This is a genomic window from Anaerocolumna jejuensis DSM 15929 (assembly GCF_900142215.1).
In the GTDB taxonomy this organism is placed as follows: domain Bacteria; phylum Bacillota; class Clostridia; order Lachnospirales; family Lachnospiraceae; genus Anaerocolumna; species Anaerocolumna jejuensis.
Window position 1 is genome coordinate 169,509 of sequence record NZ_FRAC01000009.1, and the last position, 13,044, is coordinate 182,552.

10 protein-coding genes and 1 pseudogene are annotated in these 13,044 nt (G+C 42.4%); all 11 read right to left on the minus strand.

From position 1 onward, the window contains the following. Window positions 1-105: 105 nt before the first annotated feature. The 11 genes and pseudogenes from BUB77_RS08660 to BUB77_RS08705 all read right to left on the minus strand — a co-directional run bounded on the left by BUB77_RS08660 (window position 106) and on the right by BUB77_RS08705 (window position 13,019). Window positions 106-1,038, minus strand: a complete 933-nt coding sequence (locus BUB77_RS08660; RefSeq protein WP_073274855.1) for a carbohydrate ABC transporter permease — start codon at window positions 1,036-1,038, stop codon at window positions 106-108. 12 nt (window positions 1,039-1,050) lie between these two features. Further along, window positions 1,051-1,971 (minus strand): ABC transporter permease, encoded by a 921-nt coding sequence (locus BUB77_RS08665; protein WP_073274857.1) that lies wholly within the window; start codon window positions 1,969-1,971, stop codon window positions 1,051-1,053. A gap of 32 nt (window positions 1,972-2,003) precedes the next feature. Further along, on the minus strand, window positions 2,004-3,038 hold the full coding sequence (locus BUB77_RS08670) for a LacI family DNA-binding transcriptional regulator (protein WP_242962429.1): 1,035 nt from the start codon (window positions 3,036-3,038) through the stop codon (window positions 2,004-2,006). A 574-nt stretch (window positions 3,039-3,612) separates the two neighbouring features. Beyond that, on the minus strand, window positions 3,613-3,828 hold the full coding sequence (locus BUB77_RS29390) for a hypothetical protein (protein WP_139241139.1): 216 nt from the start codon (window positions 3,826-3,828) through the stop codon (window positions 3,613-3,615). Window positions 3,829-3,918: 90 nt separating this feature from the next. Further along, on the minus strand, window positions 3,919-6,582 hold the full coding sequence (locus tag BUB77_RS08675) for a translation factor GTPase family protein (RefSeq protein WP_073274859.1): 2,664 nt from the start codon (window positions 6,580-6,582) through the stop codon (window positions 3,919-3,921). Between the two features lie 474 nt (window positions 6,583-7,056). Then, a complete protein-coding gene (locus tag BUB77_RS30880; protein WP_073275221.1) occupies window positions 7,057-7,356 on the minus strand; it encodes a DUF1905 domain-containing protein in 300 nt (99 codons plus the stop codon). Between the two features lie 21 nt (window positions 7,357-7,377). Continuing rightward, window positions 7,378-8,088: pseudogene (locus tag BUB77_RS30810) on the minus strand (DUF5655 domain-containing protein); the annotation flags it as partial. A gap of 273 nt (window positions 8,089-8,361) precedes the next feature. Beyond that, window positions 8,362-9,183: a hypothetical protein gene (locus BUB77_RS08690; protein ID WP_242962431.1), complete on the minus strand. Its 822-nt coding sequence runs from the start codon at window positions 9,181-9,183 to the stop codon at window positions 8,362-8,364. 167 nt (window positions 9,184-9,350) lie between these two features. Further along, on the minus strand, window positions 9,351-9,806 hold the full coding sequence (locus tag BUB77_RS08695) for a MarR family winged helix-turn-helix transcriptional regulator (RefSeq protein WP_073274861.1): 456 nt from the start codon (window positions 9,804-9,806) through the stop codon (window positions 9,351-9,353). A 269-nt stretch (window positions 9,807-10,075) separates the two neighbouring features. Then, window positions 10,076-12,130 (minus strand): SPFH domain-containing protein, encoded by a 2,055-nt coding sequence (locus BUB77_RS08700; RefSeq protein ID WP_084124030.1) that lies wholly within the window; start codon window positions 12,128-12,130, stop codon window positions 10,076-10,078. Between the two features lie 346 nt (window positions 12,131-12,476). After that, the gene (locus BUB77_RS08705; protein ID WP_073274863.1) at window positions 12,477-13,019 is read right to left on the minus strand and encodes a beta-class carbonic anhydrase; all 543 of its coding nucleotides are present in this window, start codon (window positions 13,017-13,019) and stop codon (window positions 12,477-12,479) included. Window positions 13,020-13,044 lie beyond the last annotated feature (25 nt).

A 13,044-nucleotide genomic window follows, 5' to 3' on the forward strand; every position in this document is an offset into this window, starting at 1 on the left:
TTGATTTGATATGAAAACTACATCTACATTATATATTTTCATTTCTTAGCTTTATTTAAATCCATCAGGATTCTACGAGCTCTATAGAACCTTTTGGATTTATTTCTACCCCTTTACCGCACCGATGGTGATTCCCTGTACAAAATATCTCTGAACAAAGGGATATAACAGGATAATCGGTCCGGTTACTACAACGGTAAGTGCCATTTTCAGAGACTGGGTCGGCATGGACATGGCAGATACGGCAGCGCTGCTTCCGCCTCCCGTGGTTTCCAGAATACGTTTATAAGCCTCGATGTTATTGACCTGATTATATAAAAAATACTGAAGAGGATGCATGGTCTTCTTTCCAATAAAGAGCATGGCATTATACCAGTCATTCCAGTAAGCCAGAGCAATAAAGAGCCCCACGGTAGCCATTGCAGGCTTTAGCAGGGGCATAACCACCTTCACAAGGGTACCGAATTCGCCGCAGCCGTCTATCTTGGCCGCATCAATCAGGGAATCCGGTATTCCCATAATATAACTCTTCATTATCAGCAGGTTATAAACACTAAACAGCAATGGCAGCAAAAGCGCCAGGTAATTATCCTTCAAATTCAGATATCTGGTCATCAATATAAAGTAAGGTACCAGCCCGCCGTTAAACAGTGTGGTAAAATAGAAGAAAAATGAGAACTTGTTCCTCCATTCAAATTCCTTTCTGGACAGTACGTAGGCTGTCATGGTCTGAAAAAATAATCCGGTTACCGTACCCACTATGGTCAGCAGGATTGTAACGCCGTAAGCCCTTAGTATTACTCCCGGCTCTTTAAATACTGTGTTATAAGCCGCCATGGTAAGCCCTTGAGGCAATATGGAGAAGCCATTTGCTTTGATTGCTTCTTCCGATGAAAAGGAAGCAGATATGACCATGATAAAAGGTATCAGGCAGAATAAAGCTACCATACCATTGATAAAATAGGCAAGAAAAGCAAGTATCCTGGAATCCCAGCCTTTTGTAATTCCCTTAGAATAGGTCGCTGTATTTTCATTCATGTTCTGTCCCTCCTAGAATAAGCTGTAATCTTTGTTGTAACAGCTTACAAGCTTATTTACCAACAAGATTGTCACGAAGCATAAGATCGACTGGTAAAAACCGGAGGCTGCTGCCATACCGAAATCATTGTTCGTAATTAATGCGCGGAAAGTAAGTGTATCGATAACATCCGTATATTTATAAAGCACTCCGTTCTTCCCGACTAAGTTGTAGAACATATCGAAGTTTCCACGGAAAATACCTCCCACCGACAAGAGCAATAAAATAATGACTGTGGGCATCATAAGAGGTATGGTAATCTTAAAAATCCGCTGGAATACATTGGCTCCGTCAATGGAGGCAGCCTCATAGATAGAGGTATCGATTCCCATGATTGCCGCCAGGTACATTACCGAGCCGTAGCCGACACTCTTCCAAGCATTAAACAAGGTCAGGATAATGGGCCACAGATATCCATTGGAATAAAAATTAATCTTCGCGCCGCCCATTTTCTCAAGAATGCCGTTGATAAAACCAAAGTCATAACTTAACAGGTTAAATGCAATAACGGATACAATAACCCAGGATATAAAATACGGCAGGAACATGAAGGATTGTAACAGCTTTTTGAAATGCCTGTTTCTCATTTCCGTTAAAAGTATTGCAACAGCCATCTGAAGGACTGTATTAAAAACGATAAAGCACAGATTGTACAGCACCGTATTCCTGGTTACCAGAAAAGCCTGTCCTGATTTGAAGAAGAACTCAAAATTCTTCAGCCCATTCCACGGACTGTTAAAAATTCCGCCTGCATATGTATATTTTTTAAAAGCCATAACGATTCCCGCCATGGGTATGTAGCTAAATACTAACGTATAGATTACCGCCGGAAGTATCATAAGTAAAAATACACGATATTTCTTCAGCTTATATAAAAAACCTTTCTTATTCAAAACCCATACCTCCAGTCAATTGTCCTGTCTTCTTATTGTGTTGAGCGTCTTAGATGAATTTCGTAATCCAGTATTGTCTTATGGGTACTTATATCTCCGTTTATTATCTCAATCAAACGCTTTCCGGCAACATTCCCCAGTTCCTCCACATCTATCCCGATAGCAGTTACAGGCGGATTATTCGTCTCCAAATGCACACTATCGTAAAAGGAGGCCACCTTCATGTCTCCCGGCACCGAGTATCCTTCTTCCCGGAGCAGGGACAGAACCTTTGCACAGATGACATCATCGGTGCATACGATGCATTCAGTCTGCTTCTTCAACAGGTATCGGACTGCCTGTTCAATAAATACCGGACTGTCACAGTCCGAAAATACCATATCCTGCTCAATATCAACTCCGCGGTTTTTCAGTGCATTATAATATCCTTCACAACGGGAACGGTTTACAATGTGCTTTTTGTCACCTGCAATTAAAGCAATTCTTCCGACGCCGTCTGCCAGCAGCAAAGAGACTAATTTCTCACAGGCCTCCCTATGGTTATTATCCACCTGGACAACCGTATCATCTTCACTGGAGCCGACCAGCACAAAGGGAATCCCCTTCTGTTTCAGATATTCTGTTGCAATATCATTGGTAAAGTTTCTGGTAAGTATCATGCCGTCCACTTTATTGTGGTCTACGATTCTTTTTAACAGGTTAATATCCGTTTCCTTTACGGTAGTCACTACCACATCATAGTCCATGGCAGCAGCTACTTCGCATACTCCTAAAAGACATACCTGGAAGAAAGGTGTACTGCTTAAATTGGCATCCGCCGGAAAAGCAACTCCGATATTATAGGTTTTTGAATTAGCCAGGCCCTTTGCAATGGAGCTGGGTTTATAATTATATTTTTCAATACACTCAATGACCCGCTGTACGGTGTCCTTGCCGATTCTGCCTTTCCCAGAAATAGCCCTGGAGACGGTAGTCTTGGAAACCCCCAGCTCTTCCGCTATATCAGCTATGGTTAATTTACTGCCGGAAAGTAAATCCTTATTTTCTTTTTCCTCTTGATTTTGCACTTGCATTTGCCCTCCTCCGACGTTTTGCTCAATCGGTTGTTCATTTTTAATTATATCAGATGCTTCTCTTATTTCAATTGTCATTATATTATATAAATTATCTATATTTTTATGCATATTGCATAATTTTATTGTATTTTTATGCGCAATTATTGTTGCGCATTACTAGTATTATGCTTTGGTTGTTTTTCACTTATAATTTTTTTATAATTAATTATTTAATTTTTTAATTTCAGAATAATAAAAACTTATGGCTCGCTCATAGTTTGCGCATAAATTGCGCAATTATATATTATAAACTGTACTTTGATTATATTGCTCTAGCTTTCAAGATATATTGAAGTTAGAAACTGTCAACTTTTAAAAAAATCGGGATAATAAGATTCAAGATTCATTTAAAGGAAATCCAGGAAAACAAGATGCTGGTTAAGGTTCTCGTCAGCCCGGAAATTAAAGAACGCATCCTTTTATATAATTTGGTATATCGGGCGCTAGAATAACAGTTAAACAGAATTCAGCCCAGGTACTTTCAGTATAAACCGTACCTTAGCTGAGGGAAGGGAATGTGAGCTGTTTACTCATAAAGTCCTTCGGTGGATTTCCCACTTGTACCACTTGTACCGATAACTCGCGGCCAGTTATTGGTTTCAATTATCCTTGTAGCATTTATATTACCTAAATGAGCATAAAAATGGCGGAATTGTGTAAGAATCAAGCCCAATCGGTTGGATTTACAGCCTGATGGAATATCATATAGCATTTCGTCAGTTAGTGTATTTAGATAGTTCATGATTTTCACCTTAAGGCTCTCAAGATATTGTAATAATTCATGTCTTGAGAGCGTTTTTTCGCTTTCAATGTCTAAAGAATTTAAGTATGGTTACTTTTTATCTTCTTTGCGTATCAGATCTTCCATTTGCTGCTTTACTTCAGCAGGCAGTGTATCTATCAGGTAATTACGCTTTTTATCCTGTGATTCCTCATATTCCTGTCTCATTCTTTCAGTGGCTGTTTCTATTTCAGCCTTTAATTCCCTGGCAGACAGCAGGGAACTTCCGGCGCCTCTTATAATAACCTGCTGCAAGCCGTCCGAGGTCGCAACGGTTATATTGTATTTTTTCTTATTGTCATGGGCAAATTTTTCAATATACTGGTCCGCTGTCTGGGCTTCTTTGGTGTATACCATATGGATATTGTGATAATCGATTACTTCCTCCAGGTGTCCCTGCACCCGGTAAGCATCAAATACAGCAATAATCTGACATTTACGAATCCCCTGATAATTGCTTAAGGTATCCATAAGCTTCATCCTGGCACCGTCCATATTATCCTCAGCAAGGTCGCTTAGTTCAGGCCAGGCAAAGATAATGTTATAACCATCCACCAGAAGGTACTCCTCTTTCGTTTCTTTCTGCCCGTTATCATAGCCGGCCTCTGAATAGCCGCTGGTCTTATAATAGCTTTCATGAGCTGTTCTGTGCTTTTTCCAGACGGTTTTCTTTCCCTGGTTGGCATAAGCGGTATTATTGATAATCCTGTCAATCTCCTCCAGACTGATCCATTCCTTCTCTGTGTACCCGGCCTGGTTCCCCGCAGTTTCCTCCGGCAGTTCCTTCTTCTTCTGGAGAAAGCCTTCCACATGCATGTAGCTTTTAACCTCCTTCCAATCCACTAAAAAGCCTGCCCCATGAGCACAGAATACGGAGCCTGTGGGATTTTCCAAATCTCTTTCCGAGTCATACCCGATATGTTCCATTACTTCCTTCCCATTGTGGCAGGGTTCATAGCCCTTTAAACTGCAAAACAGCCTGCCAAGGCCTTGTGTATAGGCAGCTACCTCTTTCTGGTAATTTCTCATGGTAATAACCGGAGCACTCCCTGTAAGAAGTACCATCCCGGCATTTGTCTGTGCTATTTCGCTTGTGCCGCACATTTTTTCAATGTCGGTCATAGCCCTTCCCACCATTTTCTCAGGCACTTCCAGCTGGAAGGCATAATAGGGCTCTAAGAGTACGGCTTCTGCCTCTTTTAGTCCCTGGCGTACGGCACGGTAGGTGGCTTCCCGGAAGTCACCGCCCTCTGTATGCTTATTATGTGCCCTGCCCGAGACCAGTGTTATCTTCATGTCGGTAATCGCTGACCCTGTCAGAACTCCTTTATGCTCTTTTTCTTCCAGATGGGTCAGGACAAGCCTCTGCCAGCTTTTTCCCAGTATATCCTCACTGCAGTTTATGCCAAACTGTACTCCGCTGCCAGGCTCCCCCGGTTCCAGCAGCAGGTGGACTTCCGCATAATGCCGCAGAGGTTCAAAGTGCCCTACTCCTTCCACGGTATCCTTAATTGTCTCCTTATATACAATTCTTCCGTCACCAAAAGCTACTTGAATGCCAAACCGGTTCCGTATGAGGCTGCTGAGAATTTCAATCTGTACTTCTCCCATAATCTGAGCCTGTATTTCCTGCAGCTGCTCCTCCCAGACTATATGCAGCTCCGGTTCCTCTTCTTCAATCTGGCGCAGCTTCGGGAGCATTTCCCTTGGGTCGCACCCCTCCGGCAGTATTATCTGGTAGGAAAGTACCGGTTCCAATACCGGTGCATAAGAAGCTTCCTCAGTCCCCAGTCCCTCCCCGGCTCTGCTCAGAGTGAGCCCTGTTACAGCGCATACTGCCCCTGCCTCCAGCTCATTTACTGTCTCGTACTTCTGCCCGGAATAAATTCGGATCTGGTTGACCTTTTCTTCCCAGCTGCCGCCTTTTAGAGCATCCTTCACCCTTAGAATACCGCCTGTAAGCTTTAAGTGTGTCAGGCGGTTCCCTTGCTCATCCCTTGTTATTTTGAAGATTCTCCCACCAAATTCCTTCGGATAGGAAGGAAGCATGGCATATTCCCCAATACCCTCCAGCAATTGTTCAACACCCTCCAATTTCAGGGCTGAACCAAAAAAGCACGGAAATACTCTGCGTTCCCTGACAGCTTTTTTTATTTGGGAGGCTTCAATGTGCCCTGTTTCCAGAAAGGCTTCCAGCATGTCTTCCTCACACATAGCCAGCTGTTCATAAAAACTGTCCGTCTTTACTCCTCCAAACTCCACACATCCGTCATCCAGCTGCTTCATTTCTTTCATTAATTTATTTTTATCGGTTCCATTCTGGTCCATCTTATTGATAAACAAAAAAACAGGTATCCGGTACATATTCAGCAGCCGCCACAGTGTTTTGGTATGCCCCTGCACCCCATCCGCACCGCTTATTACCAGAACGGCATAATCCAGGACCTGAAGGGTCCTTTCCATTTCAGCCGAAAAATCCACATGGCCCGGGGTATCCAGTAAAGTAATCTGCGTCTCACCAATGTCCAATATGGCCTGCTTGGAAAAAATGGTGATTCCCCTTGCCTTTTCTAACTCGTAATTATCCAAAAAGGCATCCTTGTTATCCACTCTGCCCAGTTTTCCGATTTTTCCGCTCAGATACAGCATGCTTTCTGATAAAGTGGTCTTGCCTGCATCTACATGTGCTAATATTCCAATCACTAATTTTTTCATAATCTATTTAAATCCTTCATTCTCATCTATTAAAAACAAAGCCGTTAAGGCTATCTGTCGATTTCTATATTATTATGATAACAGCAAGTTTACAATTTGACAATTTACTTGTTTTATTTTCCTGTAATTTAATTCTCGAAAGGAGGTACGTTCCTATAATTCGGAGAAAATTTCCTGTTTATAACTGTATTCTATTGTTGATACATGGCAGTTGAGCTTGACTATATTATTTTTCAGATAACATCAGATACCATTTCCTCACACTGTCTTTTCTGGGTACAGTCAACTTACTTCCCTCTGCTTCTCATAAGCACGGAACCCCGCACATTTTAGTTTGTGCGGGGTTCTTATTAACTGCCATATTTGATATTAGGACAGTTATTTTCCTGTATTTACTTTACTTCTTGTCATAATAAATCATTATTTTCTCCGGCAGTGTTTTGTGTCAGTTGCCTATTGTTTTTTCTGGTATAATCACTTCCGGGAAACTCTTTCTTTTATTGCCACCTTCACGGTATCACCTGGCTGCTTGCCGATTTTTGCCCGGATATCCTTCCGGATTCCAAGGATATGACAAGGTGTTCCCATTCTGACTAAGCTTCCGTCATAAGGCTCCCCATCAAATTCAGCATGAACAGGCACACGGCCTTTTCCGAATTTTTCCTTGACATCAAAAGGAATTTCAACATAGGCTCCGTCCAGGTCCGGAACCTTCTTAATTACAGCATCAAATACATATTCTTCCTCTTCGGTTTCTTCTTTTACCGCATCCACAACCTCGCCAACCCTGAACCTTGTGATTTCTGAAATCAACTCATAGGGTATCGGCCCGTCTATCGGAAACTGGATTGCTCCCTTTGAAGTCTTATAGCCGGTCAGCTTATCGGCAAAGACCCGGACACCTTTCTCTCCGGGATATAGCCCAATGTGGTTTTTCATTGCCGCAAAATGGATTAGGTTTTCCTTCTGCCAGAAGGTCGGCATCTGCCAGCTTATCTTTTCTATTGCTTCCGGAGCGGCTTCCCTGATAGTCTGCCGAACCTGTTTCAGAATATCCTGTACCTCTTCCGAAAATAATGCAATGTATTCATCCACGGAGGAATATTCCTGCTTTTCTGCCTGGTTTTTCTTTGGAGGATTGGCCTGTGTGAGGCTATAGGCCTTCTCAATACGTCCGATTAATAGGGGAAACAAGGTGCTGTCCGTCACTTCAAAATAATGTGCCACCCGGTTTTTAGAGGTCCTTACTGCCTTCTTAGGCTCCCATTCTTCATGAAGGGTGTCCGAAGCAAAAGCAACCACCAGGCAATCCTTTTTTACACTGACCTCAGCAAAGGTCGTGTGGTGCTTCCATAGCACGGCACTTGAATTCTCATATTCCTCAAATGCTCCCAGCTTTTCCAGGGCCATACTGTGAAGCTCCCCATAAAGCGGCAGCCACTTGGCCCGGACTCCCGAAAAAATCGTATCCATCATTTTTACCATCCCTTTTTTATCCGACAGCATCTGCTGTAAGTAAGAAAATATTAGCTTCCTGTATTCATCCAGTATTCGAAATTACTTACAATTTTATTCCGTTTAACATTTAACACTCAGGAGTTGTTCCCAAGCCACTCAATTACTCTTATACAATCTCAGGCTGAAGGCTCCGGGCTTCTTCCCAAATTGTTTTCACTATAAATTCATGTTAGCATTATTTTCAATTACTTTCAACTGATTAATTCGCTTGTTATAGCACATAAACACTGTAGCTTAACGAGGCATTCCTGTAATTGATGCTTATTTTTCTGAAAGCTTAACTATCTCCTTTTGCATGAGCAGTAAGAACCCCAGGCAGATAATTGTTAAGGTACCAAAAACAGCAATCATCGGTGTACTATCCACGGATGTCTTTTTCATTGTAACGAACATGAGAGATATTATATTGAAATTGGTTATAATGGCAAAAACTATCATCATCGGCGCCAACAGATATCCAAGGGTCTTCCTTTTCAGCAGCATTACAGCGGATATGAACATTAATGGCAGGTAAAAGGAATAATCCAGAGCGTGAACCGGATTAGTAAACAGACCATCCTTGATAATAGTCTCCGGCACTGTGCGGGCTATAGCCGCGGGTAATGATTGAGAAAGCCATAGGAGCAGAAATATACCTGCTATAACCAGCAAAAAAATCCCGGTTGCCTTAACCGGTACCTTTTCCGTATACCAGCTCTTATAATCTTCCTTCATATAATGGAAGAAAAAATAAATTACCGAGTAAAGGGATAATCCTAATATGATACAGTATACATGGAACAAAAAGTTAAAGTGAACGGAAAAACAATAAATAACATAAGAATATATATTGGTAATCATTGTTCCAATCCAGATAATCCTGGCGCTCCTTATTCCTCTTGAAGCAAAAAAAGCAGACAGGGTAAGTGCTGGTACTACCAAAAACAGATTGGAAATATCCTGCCCGACACACTGCGACAGCCAGTCCGCTGTTTCCTTCGCGTATATTTCCTGGTGCCAGATGCCTGTAATGCTGCTTATTGCTATAAGTATGACTATGGGAACTGTAAAATACAAAAAGGCTCTGTCGGTTTTGGTTCTCACATTATTCTCCCTCAAATTTTCCATCAAATATTCCACTCATTGCCTACACCAGGCTTGCCTGAGGCACTGCCACAACATAAATGCGAAACCAGCTTCGCAGGTTGAAAGAATCACAGTGTGGCATCCTTTCTTTTTTATATTTTCTTTCAACCCTAACTCTCTTCTCTTTACCTGTCCATCTCAGCGATATTGGATAATAACTTTTCCATTACTCTTCTTGCCGTTCCTTTTTCCTCTTCACTGATATCTTTAAACAGTGCTTCCGTAAAGGCATTTCCTTCTTCCCTTACCCCTTTCCATAAATCCAGACTATGTTCCGTCAGCTTAAGTCTTATAACACGGGAATCCCTTGCATCTTTCTCTAAGACCAGCAGGCCTTTTTGTTCCAGCTTTAATGCCACCTGTTTGACATTCTGGTGGGAGCTTCCCATTTCCCTGGCCGCTTCCTTTATTGTAGGCGGCTTATCGAACAGGTTGTCAATCACAATGGATAAAAACCACTGCTTTGTTGTAATATCAAACTTCTTAAATTCCCTTTCCATTAAAGTATCCATCCTGTTGGCCGCTACAAAAATGGCCCCAAACAAATACTGTCGATCCGTCATTAATTCGAGTTTATTCATGCATATTCTCCTGTCAAAATAAAGGTAACACATTACCTATATAGATAATATGTTACCTTTTTTTAAATGTCAATACCTTTCTCATTCCTTGCAAGCAGCTTGCACAGGAGATAATCATGATTTTAATTCAAAAAGAACCCTGTATAAAAGAAGTGGTGGACTACCGTCAGGTAGTACACCAGCCTCTTATATACAGGGCTCTTCCATGGATGAGCCGCTTAATGACTTTATGATTTTTGTAACAGCTCTCTTCTCAAATCATACCAATTTTATACCCCATCACTATTTTGCTGAGGTTCTTTTCCCTCTGTTTCCTCTTTTTCCTTTATTCCTTCTGTTTCCTGCGAAACAGCCGCATCGTCCATTTCTTCTCTCCAGGGCTTCTCAGCGGAATCCTTCACAGATACCCCCAGCTTTTCCATTGTGATAAATTTCAGCAGGGTGTCAATGATCGTACTGCCGTTTTCCGTACCGCCCTCACCGGCTCCCATATTTACCATTGTCCTGGGAACAATATCCACCTTGGCATTCTTAATGGCATCGGAGAGCTTATCGGTAATTTCCTGAATAACACGGAATTCTGCGCCGCCGTAAGCCTTTACCTGCGCATCAATTGCTCTGGCCTTTGCCAGACCGACATTGCTTTCCTTGGAGGCTTCTGCTTCACCTTCCAGGGTAATTCTGGAGGAGTTTGCCTTGGCAAGAGCAATGATCTGGTTTGCTTCCTGTTCAGCCTTACTTGCCAGCGCAGCACCATTATTACGCTCGATATCAATCTGAATCTTGGATTTTGTCAGGTAACTCTGCTGCTCTGCAACTGCCTGTGCTTCTCGAAGGGATTTCTCACTTTCTGCTGCGGATTGCTGCTTTTGGTAGGTAACCTTTTTCTCTTCTGCAATTTGTCTTTCTCTAAGCTGGGTAAGAATATTTTCAATCTGTACATCGGAAGTCGATGCTTTGGGAGTTCCAATCAGTACTTCCTCTAACTGAAGGTTATACTTCTGGAATTTCTCCAGCATTTCTCCCAGCGCTCTTTCCCTGATTTCACTACGTTCCTGGATGAGTTCGATTAACGTTTTCGTCTGGGCAACATCCTTAAAATAGGCGCTTACCAGAGGGTCCAGGGACTGGTTCACCAGCATGTTGATGTCACCAAAACGCTGGATAACCCAGGGGGCCTGCTTATAATCGATATGCATTACCACCGACAGGGGCAGGGACGGCTCAAAGGCGTCCTTGGTGATAATATCCACCTCAGTCAGGTTCTCATCGTATTTATGGGAACCTACCTCGGATTTATTCCATTTGAGAATAATGTTGGTGGTAGGTACAAGGACCACCTTACCTGCATCCGTATTGAAAGCATATTTACCAGGCATCAGAGGCTTTTCAAGAACACCCTTGCAGCCTTCACCGACCAGTTCCCCATGCTTGTAATTTTCACCGGTGGTATCCTTGCCTTCTTTTCCAAAGAAAGAAACAACAACACCTACAAAACCGATGGGAACAACCGTCTTGGCACGGAATTCTACGGTCGCAAACAGCCGGTTAACGTAATAAGTACCGTCCGTCAGCACCTGAATCTGCTTACCGCGCCTGCCACCCAGCTCCAGGAATTTCTCCGGGTCCTGAAAGCTGGCATGTGCCTCCCCTACATAAGGAGCTATAATTTCCCCTTCCTGAAGGGAAGGGCCGTCATGTACCGTAACAATTCCCATCACATCGCTTGCTTCCGCTCCCTGCGCCATGATTATTACAGGACTGAAGGCATTGCGGTCCAATAGTGTCTTCTGCATGGTAACCAGCTCCATACGTTCGCTCTTTGAGCTGTTGAAAACCGCCTTAATATCCGTAGGCGTTATAACAATGAACTGGGCCAGGTTGATGGCATAGGTACCCTCTCTTAAAATCCCTCTCTGAGGGCCTCTCTGGCCGCCGTTTCTTAAAAATCCGGTAACATCCTGAAAATTATTTGCCTCTGTAATTACTTTGCCCAGGGTCTGTGTCGGTTCCAGCGGTTTACCGTCACGGGCGAATATGTATGCAATCTGCCCCTGGGGGATTGTAATCAGAGGGTATTTGTGAACCTTATACATTAATGCCGTTTTAAAATGAATACCGCCGCGAAGCAGTATGGGCGCGTAACCGGCCTCACCGTTTAATGCTATAATGGAATCCTTTAAGGAACCCTTAAAGCTCCACCATTTTTCGACTACGGCTACCTGGTCCGAGGAAATGACCCTAATGCCCAGAATTACGAAAATCAAGAGGTAAAGAACGAAGACCACACCTAAAACAATGCATAATACCAAAATAATATCCATTTTGCCCTCCATGCATTTCGCAAGTTTACTTGCGAAACTGCCCTAATAGAAAGTGAAAATTGCTTTTTAATTTTCACACAACTTCCACTTCCTTCTTCGCATTTTGCTATCCGGTTATATGTCTATCCAACAATATAATCCTCACTCAAATATACGCCGCTTCTTGAAAAAATACAACAGGGAAGTTATCACAACTTAAGAAAATAAATTGAAAATATCCTTGGACAGCAAAGCTTGAAAAAAGCCCTGTTCCGGACTAATGATTCCCTTGTTAATCCCGTCCAATACTTCTCAGTTTCTTCCAAATTTTTGCTATTGATCATATTTCAATTATCATTACTCTGACTCAGATTACCTTCGTTAACTCTCCGGTCACCGAATCTATTATCAAACCATGAACCACTACCGTCTTTGGAACCAGGGGATGGGAGCAGATCATATCAACAGATTTCCTGATAGAAACCTCCAGGTCCATAAACCCTCCCAGCCAGGAATCAAAATCAACACCGCAATACTTTAACAGATTGATATTTTCCTGGGTTATTCCCTGGGCTTTCATCTTCTCTATCATTTTTTGACTGTCTATATACCTGGCGCCGCAATCCGTATGGCCTATTACCAGAATTTCCTCAACATACAATTCATAAATACCAATCAGAAGGCTTCGCATAGCACTTCCAAAGGGATGGGAAATGACACCTCCTGCATTCTGGATAATTTTGGCGTCACCATTTTTAAGCCCCAGTGCTGCCGGCAGCAGCTGGGTCAGCCTTGTATCCATACAGGAAACGATAGCTAACTTTTTATCCGGGTATTTGCTGGTAATATACTTTTCATATTCATTATTTTTAACAAAAGCTTCATTATATTTCATTATTTCATCAATCATAAGGTATCCTTTCTATTCAAAGATA

Coding starts and splice junctions, on each gene's coding strand:
- BUB77_RS08660 (WP_073274855.1), bottom strand. CDS start 1,038: ATGAATGAAAATACAGCGACCTATTCTAAGGGAATTACAAAAGGCTGG.
- BUB77_RS29390 (WP_139241139.1), bottom strand. CDS start 3,828: ATGAACTATCTAAATACACTAACTGACGAAATGCTATATGATATTCCA.
- BUB77_RS08675 (WP_073274859.1), bottom strand. CDS start 6,582: ATGAAAAAATTAGTGATTGGAATATTAGCACATGTAGATGCAGGCAAG.
- BUB77_RS08695 (WP_073274861.1), bottom strand. CDS start 9,806: ATGAATAAACTCGAATTAATGACGGATCGACAGTATTTGTTTGGGGCC.
- BUB77_RS08700 (WP_084124030.1), bottom strand. CDS start 12,130: ATGGATATTATTTTGGTATTATGCATTGTTTTAGGTGTGGTCTTCGTT.
- BUB77_RS08705 (WP_073274863.1), bottom strand. CDS start 13,019: ATGATTGATGAAATAATGAAATATAATGAAGCTTTTGTTAAAAATAAT.